This window comes from Microcoleus sp. LAD1_D3 (assembly GCF_036702135.1).
GTDB lineage: Bacteria > Cyanobacteriota > Cyanobacteriia > Cyanobacteriales > Microcoleaceae > Microcoleus.
This window is the reverse complement of sequence record NZ_JAUBSB010000033.1, coordinates 13,741-37,260: the sequence shown is the minus strand read 5'-3', so window position 1 is coordinate 37,260 and position 23,520 is coordinate 13,741. Positions and strand designations below refer to the sequence as shown.

The 23,520-nt window shown below is 46.1% G+C and carries 23 protein-coding genes and 1 tRNA gene; 14 read left to right on the top strand and 10 right to left on the bottom strand.

The genetic code is table 11. The annotated features are described in order from the left end of the window. Positions 1-11 precede the first annotated feature (11 nt). Positions 12-923, top strand: a complete 912-nt coding sequence (locus tag QUA74_RS18605; RefSeq protein WP_333332026.1) for a restriction endonuclease — start codon at positions 12-14, stop codon at positions 921-923. 290 nt (positions 924-1,213) lie between these two features. On the opposite strand, the gene QUA74_RS18600 is transcribed toward QUA74_RS18605, so the two are convergent. The 3 genes from QUA74_RS18600 to ndhC are packed head-to-tail and all read right to left on the bottom strand — an operon-like array spanning position 1,214 to position 2,785. After that, complete coding sequence (locus QUA74_RS18600; protein WP_333332023.1) at positions 1,214-1,717, bottom strand: NAD(P)H-quinone oxidoreductase subunit J; 504 nt, start codon at positions 1,715-1,717, stop codon at positions 1,214-1,216. Next, entirely contained in the window at positions 1,710-2,432 is a 723-nt protein-coding gene (gene ndhK, locus QUA74_RS18595; RefSeq protein WP_333332020.1) for a photosynthetic/respiratory NAD(P)H-quinone oxidoreductase subunit K, read from the bottom strand. The genes QUA74_RS18600 and ndhK overlap by 8 nt, the downstream gene beginning before the upstream one ends. After that, on the bottom strand, positions 2,423-2,785 hold the full coding sequence (ndhC, locus tag QUA74_RS18590) for a photosynthetic/respiratory NAD(P)H-quinone oxidoreductase subunit C (RefSeq protein WP_006635500.1): 363 nt from the start codon (positions 2,783-2,785) through the stop codon (positions 2,423-2,425). The genes ndhK and ndhC overlap by 10 nt, the downstream gene beginning before the upstream one ends. Before the next feature lie 367 nt (positions 2,786-3,152). Here ndhC and QUA74_RS18585 point away from each other — a divergent pair, with 367 nt between their 5' ends. The 8 genes from QUA74_RS18585 (at position 3,153) to QUA74_RS18550 (ending at position 9,336) form a co-directional block, all read left to right on the top strand. After that, positions 3,153-3,488 carry a rubredoxin gene (locus QUA74_RS18585; protein ID WP_333206831.1) on the top strand — a complete coding sequence of 112 codons (336 nt, stop codon included), beginning with the start codon at positions 3,153-3,155 and terminating at the stop codon, positions 3,486-3,488. Continuing rightward, entirely contained in the window at positions 3,475-4,488 is a 1,014-nt protein-coding gene (locus tag QUA74_RS18580; protein ID WP_333332017.1) for a photosynthesis system II assembly factor Ycf48, read from the top strand. Before QUA74_RS18585 ends, QUA74_RS18580 begins: the two co-directional genes overlap by 14 nt. Positions 4,489-4,544: 56 nt before the next feature. Next, complete coding sequence (gene psbE / locus QUA74_RS18575; protein ID WP_006635503.1) at positions 4,545-4,793, top strand: cytochrome b559 subunit alpha; 249 nt, start codon at positions 4,545-4,547, stop codon at positions 4,791-4,793. A 20-nt stretch (positions 4,794-4,813) separates the two neighbouring features. After that, positions 4,814-4,951 (top strand): cytochrome b559 subunit beta, encoded by a 138-nt coding sequence (gene psbF / locus QUA74_RS18570; RefSeq protein ID WP_006635504.1) that lies wholly within the window; start codon positions 4,814-4,816, stop codon positions 4,949-4,951. 9 nt (positions 4,952-4,960) lie between these two features. After that, positions 4,961-5,083 carry a photosystem II reaction center protein L gene (locus tag QUA74_RS18565; protein WP_006635505.1) on the top strand — a complete coding sequence of 41 codons (123 nt, stop codon included), beginning with the start codon at positions 4,961-4,963 and terminating at the stop codon, positions 5,081-5,083. 69 nt (positions 5,084-5,152) lie between these two features. Further along, the gene (locus QUA74_RS18560; RefSeq protein WP_006635506.1) at positions 5,153-5,275 is read left to right on the top strand and encodes a photosystem II reaction center protein J; all 123 of its coding nucleotides are present in this window, start codon (positions 5,153-5,155) and stop codon (positions 5,273-5,275) included. Between the two features lie 307 nt (positions 5,276-5,582). After that, complete coding sequence (locus tag QUA74_RS18555) at positions 5,583-6,782, top strand: ISAs1 family transposase (RefSeq protein WP_333332014.1); 1,200 nt, start codon at positions 5,583-5,585, stop codon at positions 6,780-6,782. Positions 6,783-7,083: 301 nt separating this feature from the next. Next, on the top strand, positions 7,084-9,336 hold the full coding sequence (locus QUA74_RS18550; RefSeq protein ID WP_333332100.1) for a transglycosylase domain-containing protein: 2,253 nt from the start codon (positions 7,084-7,086) through the stop codon (positions 9,334-9,336). Positions 9,337-9,418: 82 nt separating this feature from the next. Here the strand turns inward: QUA74_RS18550 and cobA are convergent, their stop codons facing one another. The 4 genes from cobA to QUA74_RS18530 form a co-directional block, all read right to left on the bottom strand. Beyond that, the gene (gene cobA, locus QUA74_RS18545) at positions 9,419-10,228 is read right to left on the bottom strand and encodes a uroporphyrinogen-III C-methyltransferase (protein WP_333332012.1); all 810 of its coding nucleotides are present in this window, start codon (positions 10,226-10,228) and stop codon (positions 9,419-9,421) included. Beyond that, positions 10,225-10,959, bottom strand: coding sequence for a sirohydrochlorin chelatase (locus QUA74_RS18540; RefSeq protein ID WP_333332009.1), 735 nt, complete (start codon positions 10,957-10,959; stop codon positions 10,225-10,227). The genes cobA and QUA74_RS18540 overlap by 4 nt, the downstream gene beginning before the upstream one ends. 246 nt (positions 10,960-11,205) lie before the next feature. Continuing rightward, positions 11,206-11,889 carry a manganese catalase family protein gene (locus tag QUA74_RS18535; RefSeq protein WP_333332007.1) on the bottom strand — a complete coding sequence of 228 codons (684 nt, stop codon included), beginning with the start codon at positions 11,887-11,889 and terminating at the stop codon, positions 11,206-11,208. 195 nt (positions 11,890-12,084) lie between these two features. Then, complete coding sequence (locus QUA74_RS18530; RefSeq protein WP_333332004.1) at positions 12,085-13,620, bottom strand: serine/threonine-protein kinase; 1,536 nt, start codon at positions 13,618-13,620, stop codon at positions 12,085-12,087. A 622-nt stretch (positions 13,621-14,242) separates the two neighbouring features. Between QUA74_RS18530 and QUA74_RS18525 the strand changes: the two genes are divergently transcribed. The 5 genes from QUA74_RS18525 (at position 14,243) to QUA74_RS18505 (ending at position 20,551) form a co-directional block, all read left to right on the top strand. Further along, positions 14,243-14,315: transfer RNA gene (locus QUA74_RS18525), tRNA-His, on the top strand. 182 nt (positions 14,316-14,497) lie between these two features. Then, complete coding sequence (locus QUA74_RS18520; RefSeq protein ID WP_333332001.1) at positions 14,498-18,802, top strand: AAA domain-containing protein; 4,305 nt, start codon at positions 14,498-14,500, stop codon at positions 18,800-18,802. After that, positions 18,780-19,682 carry a hypothetical protein gene (locus QUA74_RS18515; protein WP_333331999.1) on the top strand — a complete coding sequence of 301 codons (903 nt, stop codon included), beginning with the start codon at positions 18,780-18,782 and terminating at the stop codon, positions 19,680-19,682. The genes QUA74_RS18520 and QUA74_RS18515 overlap by 23 nt, the downstream gene beginning before the upstream one ends. A 129-nt stretch (positions 19,683-19,811) precedes the next feature. Further along, complete coding sequence (locus QUA74_RS18510) at positions 19,812-20,228, top strand: XisH family protein (RefSeq protein WP_333331996.1); 417 nt, start codon at positions 19,812-19,814, stop codon at positions 20,226-20,228. Then, entirely contained in the window at positions 20,216-20,551 is a 336-nt protein-coding gene (locus QUA74_RS18505) for a XisI protein (protein ID WP_333331991.1), read from the top strand. The genes QUA74_RS18510 and QUA74_RS18505 overlap by 13 nt, the downstream gene beginning before the upstream one ends. 134 nt (positions 20,552-20,685) lie before the next feature. Here QUA74_RS18505 and QUA74_RS18500 read toward each other — a convergent pair whose 3' ends face one another. The 3 genes from QUA74_RS18500 to QUA74_RS18490 form a co-directional block, all read right to left on the bottom strand. Continuing rightward, positions 20,686-20,961, bottom strand: coding sequence for an S-layer homology domain-containing protein (locus tag QUA74_RS18500; RefSeq protein ID WP_333331988.1), 276 nt, complete (start codon positions 20,959-20,961; stop codon positions 20,686-20,688). A gap of 271 nt (positions 20,962-21,232) precedes the next feature. Then, positions 21,233-21,988 (bottom strand): DUF3747 domain-containing protein, encoded by a 756-nt coding sequence (locus QUA74_RS18495; protein ID WP_333331985.1) that lies wholly within the window; start codon positions 21,986-21,988, stop codon positions 21,233-21,235. A gap of 434 nt (positions 21,989-22,422) precedes the next feature. Then, positions 22,423-23,415 carry a ribose-phosphate pyrophosphokinase gene (locus QUA74_RS18490; RefSeq protein WP_242716335.1) on the bottom strand — a complete coding sequence of 331 codons (993 nt, stop codon included), beginning with the start codon at positions 23,413-23,415 and terminating at the stop codon, positions 22,423-22,425. Between the last annotated feature and the right edge of the window lie 105 nt (positions 23,416-23,520).

Genomic DNA, 23,520 nt, shown 5'->3' with positions numbered 1-23,520 from the left:
TTATAGTAATTATGCCTAAGCAAAGATCTAGTTACGATGAGCTACACGATCGCTATTCTGAGATTTTATCAACAAAGTCCGGTACACGTTATGAAAGGCTTGCTGCTTTTGTCTTTAAGGCTCTTGAGCAAAGTGATACAGTCATCCACGATCTCACACTGCGAGGCGAATCGGGAGCCCCGCATCAAATAGATGTCACCATCGAACGCAGTGGAAAACGCCAACGCACTTTAGTGGAATGTAAAGATTTTGATATTTCTGGTGATAAAGTGGGACTTGGTGTTATCCGAAATTTCTACGGTGTGATAGCTGACATTAATCCGCCGCCGGATGCATATGTTGTAACCTGCAATGGATTTACTAAAGACGCTGAACAATATGCAAAAAGTAAGCACATTGGTCTTGTCGTTCTAAGAGAGTTTCACGAATCTGACTGGGAGGGACGTCTTCGACAAATTAATATACATCTGAATATGGTCATTCCATCGCAGCCAAGGCTAGATATTAAGTTCAAACAAGATGATGCTTGGCAGAAGATAGCTAACGATCTTCAAACTCTTGGTATATCTCAAAACGGATTAGGGCGCGATCAACCATTTTTCTTTCATACTCCAGAGGGGCGCTTTCAAGCAAACGATTTTGTTGAACGAAACATGAAATACTCTGTTAGTACGCCGCCAGGTCCAGTTGAGCATGATGTAGACGTGTCAAATATTACACTTGAGGTTGACAATCTTGGTTCAGTTGAACTCAAATGCCTTAAGATATCCTATGAAATTGTTCATACTGAAGAAACAATTGAGATAGGTGCAAATAAAATTGCTATATTACTTTTGCAAGGCATTGGGTCAGACAATAAAGTCATTTGGGATGATGACCTACGTCGGTTTAAAGTTGACGAAGCAACTAGAAAAGTTCTTTGATGAGAGGACTGTAATCCTATTCTGCAACGGTTACACAACAATATTACTGATCAGGAATGAGTTTAAGCTTTATCAAGAATCAAGAGGTTTTTAACTGGCAATTTTCTGCCTGGAAACGCTGATCGATCGGCTCTGCCTCCAATTTTTACCAGCGAGGCAGAGCCTCTAGACATTGGTTCCCAGGCAGAGCCTAGGAACCAGTTCATAAAAAAAACAGAGGGCGGGTTTTGCATAAAACTTAACCCCAAAAGTCAAATTTTATGCTCTAAACCCGCCCTCGCAAAACTCTATTAATAAGCGTCTTGCAGTTCGTAGAAATCAGGGGAAATGTAATCTTTCCGCAGTGGCCAGCCTACCCAATCTTCGTTCATCAAAATCCGTTTCAGATTCGGATGTCCTTCGTAAACGATGCCGTACATATCGTAAGATTCCCGCTCTTGAAAGTCGGCTGCTTTCCAAATCCAGTAGACTGATGGCACTCTGGGGTCTTCGCGGGGGATGAATACTTTGACGCGGACTTCTTCGGGATGGGAAGCATTATCTGTCAGCTTAGCCAAGTGGTAGACGCTGACTAAATCTTCTCCCGGCCCTTGGTCGTAGGCGCACTGGCACTGCATATAATTAAACCCGTAGGCATACAGTGCTGTTGACATCGGAATTAGGAATTCTCGATCGACCTTTAATATCTCCACGCCCAAATTATCGGCCGCTAAAGCTTCGTGTTCAAAGCCATTCTGAGTCAACCACTGGGAAATTTTACCTGCTTCAACAATCGCAGATTCTTGATCAGCCACGGTTTACCTCCTGTTTTTGTCCTGCAAGCAGGGCCGGCGGTACTGGCATTCCCATAGCTTCCGTCAATTCCTTCGGCGGCGCTATCCGGCCTGGAATAGACAAGTATTTGCCGTCCAAAATGTCGTCTACTACCTTCATTTTGTGGGGTCTGGTGTAGTAGCGGTGGGTTGGGAGCAATTTGGCCCGTTCTTGCATCGAATCGTTGGCGATTTTTTTCCGCAGTTTGATAATTGCGTCAATAATCGCTTCTGGGCGGGGGGGACAGCCGGGGATGTACACGTCTACAGGAATCAGTTTGTCAACGCCTCTGACTGCTGTGGGAGAGTCTACGCTGAACATTCCGCCCGTGATGGTGCAAGCGCCCATCGCTATCACGTATTTGGGTTCCGGCATTTGTTCGTACAGCCGCACCAAGATGGGGGCGTACTTCATGGTAATTGTGCCGGCGGTGATGATCAAGTCGGCTTGCCGAGGGCTCGATCGCGGTACTAAGCCGAATCTGTCGAAGTCAAAGCGCGATCCGATCAAAGCTGCAAATTCGATGAAGCAGCAGGCTGTGCCGAAAAGCAGCGGCCACAGGCTCGAAAGTCTCGCCCAATTGTAGAGGTCATCCACTGTTGTCAGGATGACGTTCTCTGAGAGTTGCGATGTGACTTCCGGGCGATCGACTGGGTTGATCAGCGCTTTTTGTGATTTGTCAGAACTTAAGACCATTCCAAGGCTCCTTTGCGCCATGCATAGACAAGAGCAATAACGAGGATCGTGATAAAAAACAAGGCTTCAATAAAAGCCAACAGTCCTAGCTGGTTGAAAGCAACCGCCCAAGGATAGAGGAAGACGGTCTCTACGTCGAAGATGACGAAGACCAGGGCGAACATATAATATCGAATGTTGAACTGAATCCAGGCTCCGCCGATCGGCTCGACGCCGGATTCGTAGGTAGTGCGTCGGTCGTAGGGACGACTTTTGGGGCGCAGAACCTTAGACGCCGTGAGGGCGAGGATAGGGACTAGGCTGGAAATTAACAGGAAGCCTAAGAAATACTCGTAGCCGCTGAGTGCAAACACGGTGAATAATTACTGCCTAGGTGAAAGGGTTCTGTAACTTGTCTGTTACATTATATAGATTTTGGGTAGCTAAAATTACGAGTTGGTTGAGATTAATCGTCCATCTTCTGCAATAATTTTTAATGTATATTCTAATATTGTAACTGCCTGTGGAAGACGGGCGGCTGCCTGTGGACGCTAAGTAAGACCATCATCGACGCTTTGTGTCGAACACCCTTGTGGTGTCCCTAACGTGGCATCGGCGGTTGAGACGGGAAACCTCGAAGACGAATAAGACCGTCCTAATATGAGTTTTAGTTGGAAGCCCCAACTATAACGAAGTTTAGTTGAGGTACTTCACGATTAGCTGACCTACTCTTTTGGATTTATGAGCGATCGAGCCACGGAGACTAATACCCTCGATCGGCACGAGTGCCGAGCCTGCGGCTACGTCTACAATCCTAAAAAGGGCGATCCTAAAAATGCAATTGCCCCTGGCACTGCTTTTACAGATGTGACCCCGACTTGGGTCTGTCCCGTTTGCGGGGCGCGCAAGTCGATGTTTCAAAATCTCGGTCAGATGGAAGGGGTATCGGGATTTAAGGCAAATCAGCGCTACGGTGTCGGTGTCAACGGCATGACCGAAGGTCAGAAAAGTTTGCTGATTTTTGGCGGCTTGGTCGTTGGTTTCTTGTTTTTACTTAGTATGTATGGTTTGCAGTAAGACAATTGTGAGATTTTGGCAACGAATTGTAATGTTATTGGCCGCGGCCCTCATCTGTACGAGTTGCAGCACCATCGGTTCTGTGAGTTACAACCCCTGGCAAGTGGTTTCCCTGCCGACGGAAGCTAATTTGCAGGATATTGCCTTTACGGGCAATTCTCAGCACGGCTGGGTTGTGGGTTCTGAGGCGACTCTGCTCGAAACGCTTGACGGTGGCACTAGCTGGAAGTCTATAGCACTGGATATCGACGATCCGAGGTCGCGTTTTGCGTCGGTGAGTTTTTCGGGTTCCGAAGGCTGGATTGTCGGCCAGCCTTCGGTTTTGCTACACACGAACGATGAGGGCAAGTCTTGGACGCGGATTGCTTTGAGCAGTCAGTTGCCCGGTTCTCCGAGTACGATCGCGGCTTTGGGCCCGAATTCCGCCGAGATGACGACCGATGTCGGGGCGATTTACCGGACTTCTGACGGCGGCAAAAATTGGAAAGCTGTCGTGCAGGATTCTTTTGGGGTAGTTCGCAATATCAACCGTTCTGAAGACGGGCAGTATGTTGCGGTTTCCTCGAAGGGCAATTTCTACTCCGTGTGGAAGCCCGGACAAGAAGCTTGGGAACCTCACAACCGCAATAGTTCTCGCCGCCTGCAAAATATGGGCTTTACCAAGGACGGGCGTTTGTGGATGCTCGCCCGTGGTGGTCAGATTCAGTTTAGCGACCCGTCCAATCCAGAAGGTTGGGGAAAACCGTTTTTTCCCGATCGCAAGGCGAGTTGGGGTTTGCTGGACATGGCTTACCGGACTGATAATGAAGTGTGGGTAGCCGGCGGCGGCGGCAATTTGCTGTGCAGTTTGGACGGCGGGAAAACTTGGCAAAAAGACCGCGAAGTTGAAGATGTTCCGGCTAATTTTTACAGGATTGTCTTTATGGGCCCCGATCGCGGATTTGTGATCGGCGCGAGCGGTACTCTACTTAAATATCAAGGTTCAGCGCAAGCTGCTTGATAGTAGAATAGTAATAGAGATTGTCTGTCAATTTGTTGTTGAAAGGAGGATTCTAAATGGCTGGTACAACTGGAGAACGTCCGTTTGGGGACATTATTACAAGTATCCGTTATTGGGTAATTCACAGCATCACCATTCCAGCTTTGTTTATTGCTGGATGGCTGTTTGTGCAAACGGGTTTGGCTTACGATGCTTTCGGAACTCCTCGCCCTAACCAGTATTTCACACCGCAGCGGGAAGAAGTGCCGATTATCTCGGATCGCTTTGAAGCTAAGAAACAAGTAGATCAGTTCATTGCCAAGTAATTTAACAAGGATTTGGAAAAATGACGAGCAGAACCCCAAATAATGAGCCAATTTCGTATCCGATTTTTACGGTGCGCTGGTTGGCAGTTCATACTTTAGGTGTCCCAACAATTTTCTTTTTGGGCGCGATCGCAGCAATGCAATTTATTCAACGATAGGAGTTTACAATGCCTGAGCGCCTTCCTAATCCCAACGAGCAGCCTGTTGAGTTAAACCGGACTTCTTTGTATTTGGGTTTGTTGCTGATTTTTACTCTGGGTATTTTGTTTTCCAGTTATTTCTTTAACTAACTGGTGCCCCAGTTTGCTTTCGATAGTTCGCTCGAATGTGTTTAGCTGTAAATTAGTGAGGTGATGGCTATGTTTAGTGAAAGTGGCAGAATTCCTTTGTGGCTGGTAGCTACTGTCGCTGGTCTCGGTGTTCTGAGCATTGTGAGTCTTTTCTTCTACGGTGCTTATGCCGGTTTGGGTTCTTCGATGTAAGGAGAATTAAGCTGATTTTCGGCTTTTAACCCCCCTTGAAAAAGGGGGGTTTTAATTATGCAAAGTGTGTTGGTAAATCAGGGATAAATGTTATCGAAAGTGCAATACGCTTGGGTTAAAACTGTTTATTCCCCGGAGATCCCCCTCGCATCCCCCTTAAGAAGGGGGACTTTGAGTAAGTTCTTGTCCCCCCCTTATTAAGGGGGGTTAGGCAGGGTGGATTAATTGTCCCCAAGTAAATTATAATAGTCGAGCGCGAGCGGACTCGATCCGCTCGCGCTCGACTATCCTACAGAGTGCATCAACAATGAATTTAATTGAAGCAATTAAATCAGTACCTGACCACCGACATCCGAGGGGAATTAGGCATCCCTTATGGCTGATACTCATGATAATTTTATTGGGCAGTTGTACGGGATATTGGGGATATAAGCCCTTAGCTGAATTTACGAAAAATCATCGCTCAACTCTGATAAAACTCTTTAACCTCCCACCAGATATTCGTTTTCCATGCGACTCAACTTTTAGAAACATCATTCTCTCATTAGATTTTGAGGTAATTGCCGTCCTTTTTAATATATGGGCAGGGCAGACATTACCGAGCACGCCAGGAGAATTGATGGCAATTGATGGTAAAAGTATCAAAAGCACAAGTGTTGGGGGTAATAGTTCTTACCAAAATTTTGTGAGCCTGGTTTCTGTGTACAGTCACAATCGCGGGTGGGTAGTCCGACATAAAGTCATGGAAAATCAGCAGCGAAGTGAAATCGAAGCTGTGGAGGAACTCGTGCAAGAACTTGCGGGTTCTCAAGTAGTAATTACTGCTGATGCACTGCACACTCAAAAAAAAACTATTCAGTTAATTATTGATGGAGGTAATGACTACATAATTACTCTCAAAAAAAATCAATCTAGTCTGTTTAAAATGGCTCAAAAATTGGTCGAATCTGTGGGTGCGAGCGATTCAGCTCAAACCTCAGAACGCTTGCATGGCCGCACCACAACTCGCTCTACTACAATTTATCCCGTATCTACTCAGTTATTACCAGCGTGGGCTGGTGTCAAACATATAATTGCTATCAAAAGAACTGGCAGTAGGTGGGAAGGCAAAAAAAGTCGTCGTCGGTTAGTTGATTTCCATGAAACGCATTATTATTTAAGTAGTAAGGATTGGTCGGCAAGCCAATTTGCGTCGGCAATTCGAGGACATTGGTTAATAGAGAATCGGCTGCATTGGGTTAAAGATGTGACGTTAAATGAGGATAACTGCATCCATCGAGGTGGCAATGCACCTGCGAACTGGGCAATGGTCAGACAATTTTTACTATCTCTAGCTCGGATGCTCGGTACAAATACACTTCCTGAAGCTTTAAGATTTATGGCCAATCAACTTGAATATGTTAGCGAATTACTTTTCGGTTTATCTCATCAAGACAAACCAATTAAATCTGGCGCGTGCTCGTCAGCAAATAGCCTTGCCCCACTGGTTTACTGTTTTGACAATTAATCCACCCTGCTTTTTAAGGGGGGCTAGGGGGGATCGGGCTTAACTGAATCGTATTGATTGAAAGTGTGGATTTTTTAGCAGGTTTATGATAATTTAATTTTCTGGTGAGAGCGAGATTTTTGGTGGCTAGATGGAGATTTGCTCAAGAAACTGCTCGCCTTGCGGGTTCACCAATAACCCCCAAATCGATCGCCACTAGCCGATGATCGCCTCCTTCTGTGGGGCCGATCGTGAAAATAGCCAAAAGTTGCGAGTAGAATGGTGCAAGAGCCGATCGCTCGATCGTAGTGCACAGCGAAATATGACCCCACCGCCGCCGCCCCGCAAACCTCAAACCGTCTTGGGTGCGATTACCCAAGCAGTCCAGACTATTGCCAAGGTTAATTTTAACCAGCTAGCGCTGAAACCGAACGCCAAAGTACCCGAATTGTGGGTACAGGATGCGGGTGCAGCTAAAGCTGAGGTTTATCCGCTGTTGGGCGATCGATATTTATTAGGTCGATCGTCCAAATCTTCTGATATTGTGGTTCGCAATCCTGTTGTCAGTCACGTGCACTTATCCCTGTCGCGGGATACTCGGCGGCGGACTCCTTTTGTCATCAAAGATGAAGACTCCACAAACGGCATTTACAATGGCAAAAGGCGAGTTAAAAGTATGTCCCTGCGTCACGGAGACGTGTTCACTTTAGGGCCACCGGAACTAGCCGCCGCTGTTAGAATTCAATTCGTATATCCGCCGCCTTGGTATTTGGAACTGGTGCGTTACAGCTTTTACGGCGTCAGCGGCATCACCGCTTTGATTGCTGTGTTGGTAGGCATGGAATCGACAAAGTTTCAAGTGCGGCCTCTACCGAGAAGTATCAATGGCCCCGTGATTGTTTACGCCCGCGACGGGCAAACTCCCCTGCGTCCTCCTCAGAATAACGCTCACTTAGAATTAAAGAAATTGCAGGATTTTTCGCCTTATTTATCCAAGGCGGTACTTGCTTCAGAAGACAGCCGCTACAATTGGCATTTGGGGGTAGATCCGCTTGGGGTTTTGCGAGCACTTTTAACTAATGTTCGGGGGGGCGGAATTCGCGAAGGCGGTAGCACTCTGACGCAGCAGTTAGCGAGGAGTTTGTTTCGAGATTATGTGGGAACTCAAGATTCGGCGGGACGCAAGTTACGGGAAGCTGTAGTGGCTTTTAAACTGGAGAGTTATTACAGTAAAGATGAGCTGTTGCTGACTTATTTGAATCGGGTGTTTTTGGGAATTGACCTTTACGGTTTTGAGGATGCGTCTCGGTTTTATTTTGGCAAGTCGGCGAAGGATTTAACTTTGTCAGAGGCGGCAACTTTGGCGGGAATTTTGCCGGCTCCCAACAGTTTTAATCCGATTCAAAATTATCAGTTGGCGGTGCAGTATCGCGATCGAGTGATCGAACGAATGCGCGCTCTGGGGACGGTTTCTCAGGAAGAAGCCGATCGCGCGAGGCGATCGCGAATTGAGATAAATCCGAAAGCTCGCGAATTTCTGCAAAGTACGATCGCTCCTTATTTCTACAGTTATGTATTTGACGAATTGGAATTTTTGCTGGGGGAGCAGTTAGCCAGAGAAGGCAATTTTATTGTAGAAACAGGTTTGAATCCCGGTCTGCAAAAAGTGGCTGAAGCTTCCCTCAAAAATGCTGTAGAAAATGAGGGAGCCAGTGCAGGTTTCTCTCAAGGAGCCGTGGTAACTCTCAACTCTGCAACCGGAGAAGTCTTAGCTTTAGTTGGGGGTGTAGATTATTTGCAAAGTCAGTTTAATCGGGCTACCCAAGCTTTGAGACAGCCCGGTTCTACATTTAAGATTTTCACCTATGCAGCAGCCCTGGAACGGGGAATATCAGCCGATAAAACTTATTCTTGCGCTCCCCTTTCCTGGGGAGGACAAAGTTATAGTGGTTGCGAAAGAACCAGCGGCAGTGCGGATATGTATCGCGGCTTGGCATTGTCGGAAAATGGAATTGCTTTGAGAGTAGCACAGGATGTCGGTTTAGACAATGTGGTGCAAATGGCCAGACGTTTGGGGATTACATCTGAACTGCGTTCTAACCCAGGCTTAGTATTAGGTGAAAGTGAAGTTAATGTGTTGCAATTAACGGGTGCTTTCGGGGTTTTGGCCAATCGGGGTTTAGGAAATCGCCCCCACGTAATTAAGCGAATTATTGACAGCAGCGATTGCAAAGATCGAAATGATTTTAACAGTTGCCGGGTGATTTATGAGTATCAAAAAGATGGCGTTGCCAATCGGCAGTTAGTTTCTGAAGCGGTAGCGGATACGATGACTGATATGCTGCAAGGTGTGGTGCGGGGAGGTACGGGTAGCAGTGCTGCTTTGGGGTTGGGAGAAGCTGGAAAAACAGGCACGACTAATGATAATAGAGATTTGTGGTTTGTCGGTTATATTCCGAGTCAGCAACTGGTGACAGGAGTTTGGTTGGGAAATGATGATAATTCTCCGACTGGGGGAGGTAGTGCCAATGCCGCTCAGTTGTGGGGGGAGTATATGCGGCAGGTGGCGCGTTGAAATCATCAGCATAGACGCATCAAAAGTAGTAAGTAAGGTGCGCCGTGCGTACCCTACGAGGATTTAGGGGCAATTTCTGCGCTTATTCTACAGTCTGAGAAACTGGCCGACAGCCAGACAATATTGAGTGCAAATTGACAACATTTCCGATTACTGCGATCGCAGGTGCTGCAAATCCGGCAGCCTCAACTTGCTCTACAATTGTACCCAAAGTTCCGATCAATTCTTCTTGTTCCGGCCGCGTTCCCCAGCGCACTAACGCTATGGGTGTTTCTGCACTCAATTGGGCTGCTGTTAACTGACCGATAATGTAAGGCAAATTGTGGATTCCCATGTATACTACAATGGTTTCCGAGCCGCGAGCGATCGCCTGCCAATTTACCTCCGGTCGATATTTTCCCGCTGATTCGTGACCGGTGACAAAAGTGACAGAGGAACTGTACGATCGATGTGTTAAAGGAATTCCCGCATAAGCCGGGGCCGCAATCCCAGAAGTTACGCCGGGGACGACTTCTACCGACACTCCAGCTTTTACCAACTCTTCCATTTCTTCGCCGCCGCGACCGAAGATAAACGGATCGCCGCCTTTGAGACGAACTACGATCGCATTATCTCCAGCTTTTTCTATCATTAGCTGAGTTGTTTCATCTTGCATTAACGAGTGGCGGCCTTTGCGTTTTCCGGCATCAATTCGTTCTGCTTGGGGGTTGATTGCTGCCAAAATTTGAGGGCTGACTAAAGCGTCATAAATCACCACATCCGCACACTCTAACAGAGCTTTTCCCTTCAAGGTCATCAAACCTGGATCTCCGGGCCCCGCACCTACTAAATACACTTTTCCTAAAGACATTTTTCTTGCTTCCTTTACCTCTTCTGTGCCACTGCGGTTCATTTTTGAATTAAATCCCCAATTAAGTCTGCTAATTCTACACTTGCGCCTAGAGGATTTGCGAGATGAAGTTCCGCCGCAGGAAATTGCTGCTTTAGCTGTGCGACATTTTTGGCGATCGCATCTGTAATTCCTCCATTAAATAAGAAGTATGGCACAATCCCTATTTGCTGCTGTCCACCACGAACCAAACTGTCAATTTGCTCTTCCAAACTCGGCTTTACCGACCAATAAGCTGTCTGTGCACCGAGTTTGCTGGCGATTTGCTCAACAATCGAGTTACCTCCGGGGCGACGGCTGCCGTGAGATAATAAAATCCATTTTGGCAATAGCAGATTGGGGAGAAAACTCACCTCTTGCATCTGACTTTTTACCAATTGTGTTAAGCCTGCTTCCTGGGAACCTAAATGCGGGCGCAATTCAATTTTTAGCTTGTCACCAAAAGTTTTTTGGGCAATTTCCACCTCTGCCGGTATGTCTTCGGCGACGTGAACTCCCGGCAATAAAAATACAGGCAGTATTTGCAATTGTGTCACTCCCAGCGACAGGGTACGATCGCCAAAACTGCAAATTTGTTCGTGCAGCGGTGCGGGCCCGAGTTCTAAGGTGGCGGTTGCTACTGCGGGGAACGAGTCAGCCAAATTTTGAGACAGCAGTTGACCTAGGTTTTCCAAAGCTAGTTGGGGTCTGGGGTCACGGCTGCCGTGAGAAACTAATAAATAGGTCGATCGCAATTTCAATATAGATTAAATGTTAATGTTCGATCCGGATTTCAAATAATTATAACACCGTAAGGCGCGGGACTTAAAAATTACTCAACACAAAAGTTCGATATCCTAGGGTGCGCGGCTTAAAAATTACTCAACACTGGGCTTAAATTTTCTAAGCCGCACACCTTACAAAAGAAGGTGCGCGGCTTAAAAATTACTTAACACTGAGCTTAAATCTTCACTCGCCACCCAGGTTACACAAATCTCAAATTAAGCTTTGGGAGCGGGATCGGCAATGTATTGGAAAGTAGGTTCCGAGTTCCAAGGGCCGCGTTCATCCTTGCCATTTGTGGACAAGTTAAAGTAGAGATCCACTGTGGAATCTGGCGGAATATTGCCGAACATTGGATCGGTGAGTTTGCCAAGCGATTCCAGAGCTTTCATGAACATTTGAGTGTGAGAAATTTCGCGAGTCAGCAGAAACTGCAGCGTCTTTTTCGTTCCCATATCCGGTGCGAGTTTAATCAACTCTTCGTAGGTTTGGCGAGCTCCTCCTTCCGCAGCGATATTAGCGCGCAAATCGCGCACTACCTCCCCGCCTTCGTTGATATAAGCTGCCGTCCAAGCTTGACCTTGGCTGTCTAACAAGTGTGGGCCTACGCCGCGCACCGCAAACAAAGTGCTTTTATAAGCTTCTGTTTGGTCAGAGTTTTTGGTGTGCATTTCGATGAGTTGGCCCACCATTTCTAAGTGGCTGAATTCTTCTATTGCAATATCTTGGAGCATATCCTTAATCCCTGCATCTTCACAGTGAAAGGACTGCACCCAGTATTGCAGAGCTGCTGTCAGTTCTCCGGTTGCTCCGCCAAACTGTTCTAGCAGCAATTGGGCAAAACGGGGGTTGGCTTCGTCTACAGTCACCGCAGCCATTAATTGCTTTTTGTGAAAAAACATGGATCGATACCTCTTTTTAATTCTATTGTTACAGTCTGAGGATTGCAGACTTGTACCTGTGTTCACCTTCACAATCCATTGTGCGACAAGCGATCGCACCGAGCCTCGGTCGATGGATACATCTCTCGCGACAAATTTCTCTGCTTTCAGGTAGAGTTTAAAGTTAAAATTTTAGCTAGTTAGTCGGTATAAATACTACAACTTACAAGCTGCATTATTGTCGCACTCGGTTAATTTTGCAGACAGGACATCGAGATGTCGCAGCCACTGAATGCCACCAACCCAACTGCGAGAGGGGAGGTGTCCGATTGGTGCTTGCTGACTAAATTTAATCTGCCCTAAAGTAGTAGCAGAATTGTAGGTTTGCCAGTTGACCCGATCGCAAAATCTGATATAGTCTCCCTTAACGCTTTCGTAAATCTGCTTTTGGACGCTGAAGCCAAACCGACCTTGACTGTAGTGCAGCCACAGGCGATCGACTGTTTGCAAATCTTCGCACGGTAGCTGGTAAATTTGGCTTATTTCTAGCTGAGTTCCCGGTTCCTGGGAAAGAGATTGACACATCAAGCCCCAAGTTTCGCGATCGGCTTCTTTCCACTTTTTGTTAGACAAAAAATCGCGCAGTTTGGTATAATCAACTCCCCGTGCAGAAATTAGGGTTGGATCGAGATTTGAAGTATGTGAAGTAACAGATAAGGAAAAATTTTCTGCACAATGGGCGGCGGCATTGGTTGGTAAAATTCGAGAATCAGGAGTTTGTAGTGCGCTGATATCGGTTGAGTTGTCGCTATTACCGAGAGCAGGAGTCATCGGTTTTTGGGGCGAAAGCAAATTTTGATGACGAATATCTAAAGCTGCTTGGATATCTTGCAAAACTTCCGCAGCAAAACTGTACCGCTGATTGAGAGGAGTTTGCAGCAATTTATCTAAAATTTCGCCTAACTCATCGCTAATACTCGTAGCTTTGGGGAGAAACTCGCGCCACCACCAGCGCTCGTTGTTGCAGTCGTACATATCCAAGGGAGGAACTTGCGTCATTAGGCGAATGCAAGTAACACCTAAACTGTAAAGGTCGCTAGCAGGAAATACTTTGCCGCGCATTTGTTCGGGAGCTACATAATCTTGACTACCAATGAGCGTTGCTGGACGAAGCATGGCTGAATCAGTCAGCAGTTTGGCAATGCCGAAATCGATCAAGACGAGTTTGTTGTCCGATTGGCGGCGGATAATATTTTCTGGTTTGATGTCGCGGTGAATGACGCGCTTGTCATGGATAAATTGCAGCACTGGCAATAAGTCTTGCAGCAGTTGCCAAATTTGCTCTTCATCGTATACACTGTTGTCTAATTCTTGTTTAAGAGTCGATCCCCCTATAAACTCTTGAACTAAATAAATATGACCTTCTTGTTCAAAGCAGGCTAATAATGTAGGGATTTGCGGGTGTTTTCCGAGTTCGTCTAAACGGACGCCTTCTTGCCGAAATAATTCAACGGCTTTGTTAAAAATTTTGGGATCGCGGTCGTAAAAATAAAATTGCTTGACTGCACAGCGGGGTAGAGATGGGATGTCTTCATCAATTGCTAGGAAAGTTTTACCAAATCCGCCTCTACCTAAAAGTTCAATCGGGCGATATCGTTGTCTCAGCAACAGGTTAAAGCCGCAGTTTAAGCAAAATTGTGTGGCGTTGGAGTTATGAGGATTTTGACATTCTGGGTTGACACAGTAGCTCATATTGATTTTAGATTTTATATTGCGGACAAGACTTTTTTTAAAACGAACCGCGAAGACGCGAAGCTGCGCGAAGGAAGAGGGAAGAGAGAAGAGAGAGAAGAAGGATGGTTGATAACTCATGCAGTGCGGGATAAACTGTCCCGCTTCTGGCGTTGTATTTTTCGGGCGGGCGGGAAACCCCACACGCATTTCATCTGAGATGTTGCACCATTCTCAATAAGGCTTTTAGGGGCGGGCTAGAAGAGCCACCCTACAAGAAATTCATTCTTTGTGGAACAGGCATCTTGCCTGTTCTTGAGAATGGTGCCAGATGTGAGTTTTATCAAACTTGACTGTAAAATTTAGATGCGCCTGGGCTGATAAGGCTATTTTAATGCGCTAGATCGAATCGGGATGCTGCCAAAGCGGCCGAACCCAGACCGCATGACTGCTGGGGGCGAGATAATTGCCGATCGCACACCCTGATCGCACAGACCGAAAATTGTGCTAAACTCTTACTGTGCTGGGAATTTAAGGCACAATCGATCTGTCCGGTTCAGGGACGCTCAGAAATATTTCAAAATATTTTTGCCTTACCCCTAGACTTGTGCTGAGATCTGATGCTATAGTTAGAAACGTTATGGCGAGTGTAGCCAAGTGGTTAAGGCAGTGGTTTGTGGTACCACCATTCGTGGGTTCAATTCCCATCATTCGCCCTTTTAATTCTGAACAGTTTAATTCGATAGCGCGTCGCCTGTACGGTAACTTGCGATGGTCGTAGGGTGTGCATTGCACACCTTAATCTTTTTTGGGATGTCGCGGTTCTGTCGGCACAAGTTCCGATGTGCTAATCTTAAATCCAATCAAAAATCTAAAATCAAAAATCAAAAATCAAAATATGCCATCTTTAGTAGCAGAAGATTGGGGATATAAATTTAGTGGCGATCGCACAATTAATAAGTTTATTCGGGATGTAGAAGGGGAAGCAGCTTTAGGGAAATATTGCGCTTGGGAATGCAAAGAACGTGCGGAAATTCTGATGTCGGAGATAGCTGGGAAATCGCACAATCTTTTCTACGTGCGCCGCCAAAAGGTAAATGAGAGATATTCCGAAGAAGAAATCTGGGAATTGCTGCTTGCTACGGATGGAGATGATTTTGAATTACCCCAATTGTTGCAAAAAGCCGATCGCACTTTACGGTTATTAGCCACTGTACGTTGTGAAGACGGAATTGGCGGTTTAAAGCTGCTGGATGCTGGTTTGGTGGCGGTTCCCAGAGGCCGAAAAGATGGGTATGCTTTGCCGGTTCAGTTGCGACTTTTGGCTAATAGTCGATCACCAATTGCTGTAAAGTCGATCGCCCGCGTCCAACAAATGCCATTTTGGGACGACAGACACATACCGACTACCGAACAGCTAAAAGTTTGGCACACTTTTTTAAATGTTGAAAAACGCATCGCGGAAGCGCGTCAATTTTGCGTGCCTTTCCGAGGTCATAATTACGGTTCAGGCTTTAAAATCGTCACTTTTGAAATTGATCGTAATTCCGCAACTCTGGACGGTTACGAGGAAAATTCCTTAGAATTGGGCGACTTTCGCGAAAGGCTGAAAAAAGCCCGAAATGAAGAAATTATCCTGTTTGATTCGCCGCCCGGAAGCAGAAGCAGCCGAGATGGAGAGACATTAGGCAGCATCGCGGAAGTTGACTTTGAACATGGTAAATTACGCATTAAGTTAGATGTTGATTTAGGCGATCGCATGGCGGGCGGCAGATATCAAATGCCCAAACAAGGATTCTTGTATTTTGAGGCTGCGGGCGATATCAGTCAGATTGAACGCAAGAAAAAAGCTTTAAAAATGCTGACAGACGGCCGCGCTCAAAATCCCTATTTGAGTGAGTTTTTATTCGACTCTTCTCAGGCGAGAATGCCGGAAAAAATGATTAAATTGGATCGGGAAAACTTATTAAATCGTAATGCTAATGAGGATCAACTTGCCGCCGTAGAAACGGTGCTTTCGGCGCGGGATTTAATTTTGATTCAAGGCCCGCCGGGAACGGGCAAAACGACTGTGATTGCGGAGATTTGCTATCAAATTGCCCGTCAGGGTGGCAAAACGCTCATTGCTTCGCAAGCAAATTTGGCTGTAGACAATGCTTTGAGTCGGTTAGTTCACAATCCGGCGATTCGGGCTTTGCGGAAGGGAAAAGCTCATAAGGTGCAGGAAGAAGGGCAGCCGTTTTTAGAGGAAAATGCGATCGGCACTTGGCTGCAAAATACGGCGACTGACTGCGAAGAAAAGCTCTCGCAGCGCCTGACTAATGTCAAATCTTTGCGGCAGTTGGTGGCAGAATCCGAGCGATTTACCGCCTACTGTGCCGCAGAGAGAGATTTCTTTAATGAACTAAAACACCTGCACGACAGTAAAGCAAATATAGAGGAAAAATGCAGTCAGCAAGCAGCAGCTTATGAACAAATTTTAGCCGAAAAAAGCGAGATTGAATCGGTGGTTTTGGGGCTAGAGAATCTACTGGATGCGCCGCAAGTTAACTGGGAATCTCCAGAAGTAGCTGAGTTTATGCCCCGACTAAAACCATACTCAGAAGGCAATGTTTTAGTAGAAAACTTTATGGCAAATGTTCGGATTGCCACTAGCAATGCTACTCAAATTGGGTTCGATCGCCCTGCTTGCGGCGCGTTTGGGATTGCGGTTTGGCTGCAGGAAACTGTAGCAGCGCAAATATCGGAATTTAAGATAGCATTCGATCGCGCTGATGATGTTTGTCACGCTATGTCGGCGGTTGCAGAGTCGTTGCGGGTTTCCCGCCAGATGTCTGAGGCTTTGAATCAACTCGAATTGGGCGATCGGCAAAATCAGACACACCGCCACAATCTCGAACAGAAAATCAAGAATTTGGAACTGCGAAAAGCGGAAATTGCAGCCGTTGTCGTCGCCGTTGCACAGTGGATCGAGACGGCGGATACGGGGCTCTATGAAGTCGTGAAAACTTGCTGGGAAACGGGCGCAATGCTCACGGATGATATGGTAGAATTGCCCGCAGGATTGCTGAAAATTGCCCGATCGCTCAAATTGCCGATCGTGCCGCCCAAATGCAAAATCAATTTGCCCGATTTGGATCGGTTGCAAAAGGCGATATCCCACGAGGAAAGCGCAGGTTTTAAGGACTTACAAGGGCAACAGTTCCGGTTTAGCGAGTTTCTGCACCTAAATTTGAGTCAAACGCCGATCGTGCTCTCTGCGGGCGATCGTACACAGTGGCAGCAACTAGCCAAAGACTTCGCCAGCTATTCTCAAGTCAGCCAAAGTCAGCGCAAATTCATCATCGAAAAAGCCGCCACTTTCTTAGCTAGCATTCAACAATTTTACAGTCAATCCTTGCAGCCCAATCATATCCAGGCTACCTTCGATCGCCTAGTCAAAGAATTACTGCACAGTATCCTCGCCAATGCGCGTCAGTGCGTGGTTCCCCTGAAAACCGAAACCGAACAGCAGCTTATAAAACAGCAACAATTATTAGATAAAATCGGTCAAACCTTAAGCCAGCAGCAAATATCCGCCGCTAAACTTCAGGTAGAAACAGCGCAGCAAGAGGCAAACTTAAAAATTAGCGAAGTTACTAATTTGTTGCAAGCAATTGTCCAACAGCCAAACGTCCCTGAAAAGTTGCGGATTTTAGCCGAACAATATCTCGCCCAAAAATCGAATATTTGGGAGCAACCGCAGCAGTTTGTCAAGCAAGTTGAGGCTTGGAAAGCAAGCCTGATTCAGCTTGAAAAATCCATTGCTGACTTAGACCCTTTTGGGGTTTTGGAGACAATCAAAAAGACTCTTGACGAGCATTTATCTCCGCTGCAAACTGCGGCTGCAACTTCGCAGCAGCAACTCGCTCAACTACAAGCACAATTGAGCGAAATTAATGCTCAACTGCAACAGCAGCAACCAACCGTAGCATTACTTGTTGAGAGAAATTGGTGGGAGTCAGCATGGCAAACTATCCCCACTCAATACCAGCCAGAAGTTCCGAATACAGGATTATTTACCGTAGCTTTTTTAAACAAAATTAAGCGTTTATTCAAAACTTGGCAGCGGAAATTAGAACAAGAAGAAACAGCACTCAATCGCTCTCAAAACTTTGTGACAGATTGGATTCAAAAACTCCGCAATCCATCAGAAAAAGACCGCAACGATTTAAAGCAAATTTATATTGACAATGCCAACGTTATCGGCATTACTTGCGTGCAAGCTGCTAGTTTCGATTTTACTAAAAACTTTCCCAGCTTTGATGCAGTCATCATTGACGAAGTTAGCAAATGCACTCCCCCAGAGTTATTAATCCCCGCTTTGAAAGGCAGAAAGTTAGTATTAGTGGGCGATCACAGGCAATTGCCGCCAATGTTTAATCAAAGTACGATCGACGATATTGCCGAAGACATCGGCTGTACCGGAGACGAACTTAGCTTTATCAAAGAATCGCTGTTCAAAGTTTTGTTTGAAAATGCCAGCGACAGCATCAAAAAAATGCTGACAACTCAGTATCGAATGCACCCACAAATTATGGGCGCAATCAATCAGTTTTACCAGCAAAAACTCAACTGTGGCATTCAGCAAGCTGACACCAAGCGCGCCCACAACCTCGCAGGTAGAATCATTCAAGAAAACAATCATATCCTGTGGGTTAAAACGCCCGTGGCACAAGGATTTGAAGAGGAAAAACAGGGTACTTCGCGGTTGAATGTCAAGGAGATTGATGCGATCGAGCGTTTGTGCGAACAAATGGAGATAGCTTGGCAGCCCAAAGTTGCCGACGGTGAACCACCGAAAGAAATCGGAATTATCACTTTTTATGCTGCTCAATTAAATGCAATTAAAGACAGAATCGAAGGTGAAAAATTCCCTGCTTTGAGCATCCGCACTGGTACGGTTGACATATTTCAAGGCATGGAAAGACCTGTAATTATTGTCAGCACAGTGTGCAATAATGTTAGGGGCGATATTGGATTTGCTAAGGAACCGGAACGGGTGAATGTGGCATTTTCCCGCGCTCAAGAATTGCTGGTAGTTGTCGGCTGCCACGATTTATTTACCCAACAAACAGGTACAGTGGGAAAAATGTATCAGGAAGTTTCAAAAACGGTGCGTCACTGCGGAGGTTTTGTAGATGTTTCTAGCGTCCTCAACTAAACCAATAGACTCGAATTTAAGTTCGCTAGCCGAACAAATTGAGCAACAAAATCCGGGTTTGTCAGTGTTGGCGGCGCGTCAATTCCGCTTTGCAATCCGCCAAACTCCGCTGGAGGTGGCGATTAGCGAACCGCGCGAGTTTAACGTGTTGGAAGAGTTCATTTTGCGGGCGGGCGTTGAGTTTGAACCTGCGCCAACTTTGAAGGAATTGGCGGATTTGCTGGGGTTAGACGAGATTTTTGTGAAGACTACGGCGGCGACTCTGGTTAGTTTGGAAAGCTTGGAGGTGGCTGAAAATGGGCAAATTGCGATCGCCCCGCAAGGTAGAGATTTTTTCGATAAAGGTGCGGTTAGTCGATCGCAAATTCAATCAATTTATGCTATTTCCGATCCACTGAATCAAACTCTTACCTTTAAATTCGATGCTTTAGCGCCAGAATCGGTCAACTTGCCAGATTTAGGAGATTTAGTATCGCTAGAACATAAAATTACCGACCTTGCGAATTTAAGTCTAGCAGAAATCCAGCCGTTAATTCAAGATTCCGGCTTAGGAATTCACGCCCCACAAAACGGCAAAATTGTGTCTGGGTGCGATCTCGTCGGCGACGATTTAGATATTTGGCAAACAGTCTCGGTTTTTGTGTTGTTGGATGCGATCGAAAATAAAACTACTATTCAAGTCAGACAGGGAAAGCAAATATTAGAAACGGCATCAAACTTGCTAAACGAACTTGAATCGCAACAAAAACTTTCCTTGAACGACTTGTGTAAAGTAACCCCCGACATCGCACAGCAAGAATCAGAGACAATCCCGGTTCCGAAAAATCGGAAACCAGCATCTAAGAAGAAACGCAAGGAAACCGAGTCAGGAAACAAATAATATGAGGACTTTAGTGCTAATTAACTTAAAAATTAAAACTCTTTATAAAATTAGTATAGTACCGATTGACAATATACCGCGAATTCGGTATTATTAATACTTATTTGCAATCGCGCTGAGAATTTGTCTGTGTCTGCCAAAGATACTTTCCACGAATCCGTAAAGCGAGCCCTTCAAAAAGAACAGTGGGTGATTACTGCTGATCCACTAAGGTTTAAGTTTGGCAATATTAAATTTCAGGTCGATTTGGGAGCAGAAAGGTTAGTCGCAGCGGAGCGAGGAGGGGAGAAAATTGCAGTCGAAATCAAAAGCTTCCTCAATCCTTCTGTAATTACAGACTTTTATGCTGCATTGGGACAATTTCTCAGTTATCGGCTAGGGCTGGCATCTGTTGAACCTAATCGGAAATTATACTTGGCAGTACCAATTGACGTGTATAGAACATTTTTTCAGTCTGAGTTTACTCAAGCTGCGGTACAACAGTATCAGGTGTTGCTAATCGTATACGATCCAACAAATGAGGTAATTGTACAATGGACAAACTAGCTCAATATCGTCAGTACGTTCAGACATTAATGAGCCGTTATGCCGAAGACGATGTTTCAGATGATGAAGTCGAAGTTCAACTTATCTGCGACACAGAGCGAGATCATTATCAGTGGATGAATGTCGGCTGGGAACACTTAACCCGGATTTATCAAACCATTATTCACATTGACATCAAAGATGGAAAAATCTGGCTTCAACAAAATTTGACAGAGGAAAATCCTGCGGAGGAATTAGTTGCAATGGGAGTACCGAGAGAGGATATTATTTTGGGATTGCAACCCCCATACAAACGGCCGTATACTGATTATGGTGTAGCATAAAATGTCAAGCTGAAAAAACAGAATACTCAGATACCCGACTTCGCCAAAGTTGTCGGGTATCTAATTCGCCCTACTAAGCCTTAACGCATTTCAGCATCCGCAAAGTAGCCACCGCGTAATTCCGCTTTGCAGAATTATCGAAAGCAAACCGAGCCCATTTCCTTAAAAGCGGCAGCAACAGAACAATAAGAAGACATTTGAGTAATAATAGAAGCAGCCCAATAATTCTGAATGTCTGAAAAAGTTTTAGACGGCTCTTTAGACACTAAATTCTGCTGCATTCCCCGCGCCGACAAACCACATTCCGCCGCTCGACGGCGCACTGCCATCAATTCAGCGCGAGTGACGGGCTGCGTAGGTTTAAAAGTTCCATCTTGATAGTCGCTAACTATCTTGTTGTTCCGCGCCAATAGAAGTTTTCCGGCAATCCAGCGGGAAATATCAAAGTCGCTAAATGGACGGATAGAAACATGGCTAGGAAAGGTGATATTAGCACCTTGTATTCATTTCAAAGATTTCCAAACTAAAGATACCAATTGCTCTCTGGTAACAGCAAGTTGCGGCCGCAAAGCATTATTTTGAGAAAACCCGGCTACAAACCCAAGGCCCATACCTTCTTTAATTTCCCAAGCATAGATATCATCGGTAGCTATCTCCGAATTGTAGAAGGGTCAGTATTGCCTAGGGTATTTCCACCGGTATTTCCACTGGTATTTCCTGGGGTATTGGCTGCGTTGGCTGGGGTATTGGCTGCGGTATTGGCTGCGTTGGCTGGGGTATTGGCTGGGGTATTGGTTGGGGTATTGGCTGGGGTATTGGTATTGGTATTGGCTGCGGTAATGGCTGCGGTATTGCTTCGGTATTGCCTCCGGTATTGCCAATTTCTCCCGGTGCGGATTGATTGGTAGTGAAATAAAAGTGGCCTAATGTGCGGCCTTGGTAAGCTCTTTTACTCAAGCGCCAAGTAGGATCGAGACTGATTTTCATGAAGTCGTTAACATCGCCGTTTGTGCGACCGATAATCACCGATTTACCTTGGTAATCTACCGGAGTTCCCATTAGAAGAACATTGCCATCAACAATTTCCAAGCTTAGGGTGTATTTTAATGCTAAATCGGTGCCGGCCATGCGAATTGAAAAGCCGTTGCTGTCTGTTGCGCGCCCACAAATACCGGTGAAATCAAAACTAACTAATAAGGGATCGACTTTCACGGGATTAGAGCCACTTTCGCTCCAGCATTTTCGCGTGTCAGAGACTTGTTCTAGAATTAGCAATTGGTAGCCGCCGGAAGGGCGGGGTTGGGCGATGACAATTACTCGGTCTTGGTTAATGTCGGTTTCGTCAAAAGTAAATGCTTTAGCCGAACCGATCGCGCCCAGTGTTAAAATTGCTGAACCTGCCAGTGCGGCCACTGTTCGTACAAGTGAATGTTTCATGATTTTTCCCTATTGGGTCCTTATGGTGATGAGACTTATCTAGAATATAAAAAATTCGCCCTCTTCCAACAACAAGATAGAATTTTACCACCTCTTGTTCCGGTGGTACCAAGTGCGATCGATCGGCGATCGTCACATTGGTTCGTAGCGAAAACTCAAGTCCCAGCGCATTTTATGAGGACTTGAGTCCTCCCTACAAAGCTATAACCATTATTTTACCGAGGAACCTGATAAGCTGTTCCGCATCTAAATTGTATTTTCCGGGCGAGCGGGAGGCCCACTCCACAAGAATTTAAGGGCAGTTGACAGTAAAATTTAGATCTGCCTGGGCTTATTACTTGCGGGAAACGATCGCACTATTCACAAAAAAAAAACGGTGCGTTACACTTGGTTAACGCACCCTAAAACAAACATTCAAAAAGTGTCTTTGCTGTCTAGCGGAACATACTGCTAACAGAACTATCTTCGTGAATCCGCCAAATAGTTTCTCCGAGCAAATTGGCTACCGAAAGCACCGTCAACTGCTTAAAACGGTTCTCTTCAGGCACAGGAATTGTATTCGTAACAATTACCTCTTCCAAAACCCCGCTAGACAAACGCTCGATCGCCGGAGGCGAAAACACCGCATGAGTAGCACAAGCATAAACCTGCCTCGCACCCTCGCGGCGCAACAATCTCGCACCCTCAGAAATCGTGCCGGCAGTATCGATCATGTCGTCCACCAACACGGCTGTTTTGCCCCTGACATCACCGATGAGGTTCATCACTTCGGCGACGTTGTGAGCTTGGCGGCGCTTGTCAATAATTGCCAGGGGAGCATCGCCAAGCTTTTTGGCAAAAGCTCTCGCCCTAGCGACTCCGCCAACATCCGGCGAAACCACAACAATATCCGTCAATTGCTTGCTCGCCAGATAATCCAAAAGCACCGGCGAACCGTAAACGTGATCGAAGGGAATGTCAAAATAACCTTGAATCTGAGCTGAGTGCAAATCCATCGCCAAAATGCGACCGGCCCCAGCTTCCGTAATCAAATTAGCCACTAATTTTGCAGTAATCGACTCTCTTCCGGCCGTTTTGCGGTCAGCCCTAGCATATCCGTAATAGGGAATGACAGCAGTAATTTGTCTGGCCGAAGCGCGGCGACAAGCATCGATCATAATTAACAATTCCATGAGGCGATCGTTTACCGGACAGCAAGTTGGCTGAATCAAGTAAACATCGCAACCCCGAATCGATTCTTGAATTTGAACGTAGAGTTCCCCATCAGCAAACCGCTTGCGAACCATCGGCCCCAAATCGATCCCCAGATAGCGAGCCACCTCTTGGGCGAGGGGAATATTAGCAGAACCGGAGAACAGCCGCAGACGGTCATGAGCGGAAACCGGCGGCTCGGGAAGCGGAAGCGGTAAAGTAGCAGAACGGATCACAGCAGGCCTCTTGCAGGACGTTTATTCCATCGCTATCTTACCATCTGAAACTAGAAATATTCAGCCAAATTTTTGAGAGATTTAACTTTTGGGGCGGCCACAAGT

What these genes read in the sequence shown, in the direction of transcription:
- QUA74_RS18505 (WP_333331991.1), top strand. Translation starts at nt 20,216, where the DNA reads ATGGACAAACTAGCTCAATATCGTCAGTACGTTCAGACATTAATGAGC.
- QUA74_RS18535 (WP_333332007.1), bottom strand. Translation starts at nt 11,889, where the DNA reads ATGTTTTTTCACAAAAAGCAATTAATGGCTGCGGTGACTGTAGACGAA.
- QUA74_RS18565 (WP_006635505.1), top strand. Translation starts at nt 4,961, where the DNA reads ATGCCTGAGCGCCTTCCTAATCCCAACGAGCAGCCTGTTGAGTTAAAC.
- QUA74_RS18560 (WP_006635506.1), top strand. Translation starts at nt 5,153, where the DNA reads ATGTTTAGTGAAAGTGGCAGAATTCCTTTGTGGCTGGTAGCTACTGTC.
- ndhK (WP_333332020.1), bottom strand. Translation starts at nt 2,432, where the DNA reads ATGGTCTTAAGTTCTGACAAATCACAAAAAGCGCTGATCAACCCAGTC.
- QUA74_RS18520 (WP_333332001.1), top strand. Translation starts at nt 14,498, where the DNA reads ATGCCATCTTTAGTAGCAGAAGATTGGGGATATAAATTTAGTGGCGAT.
- psbF (WP_006635504.1), top strand. Translation starts at nt 4,814, where the DNA reads ATGACGAGCAGAACCCCAAATAATGAGCCAATTTCGTATCCGATTTTT.
- QUA74_RS18605 (WP_333332026.1), top strand. Translation starts at nt 12, where the DNA reads ATGCCTAAGCAAAGATCTAGTTACGATGAGCTACACGATCGCTATTCT.
- QUA74_RS18495 (WP_333331985.1), bottom strand. Translation starts at nt 21,988, where the DNA reads ATGAAACATTCACTTGTACGAACAGTGGCCGCACTGGCAGGTTCAGCA.
- QUA74_RS18580 (WP_333332017.1), top strand. Translation starts at nt 3,475, where the DNA reads ATGGTTTGCAGTAAGACAATTGTGAGATTTTGGCAACGAATTGTAATG.
- cobA (WP_333332012.1), bottom strand. Translation starts at nt 10,228, where the DNA reads ATGAACCGCAGTGGCACAGAAGAGGTAAAGGAAGCAAGAAAAATGTCT.
- QUA74_RS18530 (WP_333332004.1), bottom strand. Translation starts at nt 13,620, where the DNA reads ATGAGCTACTGTGTCAACCCAGAATGTCAAAATCCTCATAACTCCAAC.
- QUA74_RS18555 (WP_333332014.1), top strand. Translation starts at nt 5,583, where the DNA reads ATGAATTTAATTGAAGCAATTAAATCAGTACCTGACCACCGACATCCG.
- QUA74_RS18550 (WP_333332100.1), top strand. Translation starts at nt 7,084, where the DNA reads ATGACCCCACCGCCGCCGCCCCGCAAACCTCAAACCGTCTTGGGTGCG.
- QUA74_RS18515 (WP_333331999.1), top strand. Translation starts at nt 18,780, where the DNA reads ATGTTTCTAGCGTCCTCAACTAAACCAATAGACTCGAATTTAAGTTCG.
- QUA74_RS18585 (WP_333206831.1), top strand. Translation starts at nt 3,153, where the DNA reads ATGAGCGATCGAGCCACGGAGACTAATACCCTCGATCGGCACGAGTGC.
- psbE (WP_006635503.1), top strand. Translation starts at nt 4,545, where the DNA reads ATGGCTGGTACAACTGGAGAACGTCCGTTTGGGGACATTATTACAAGT.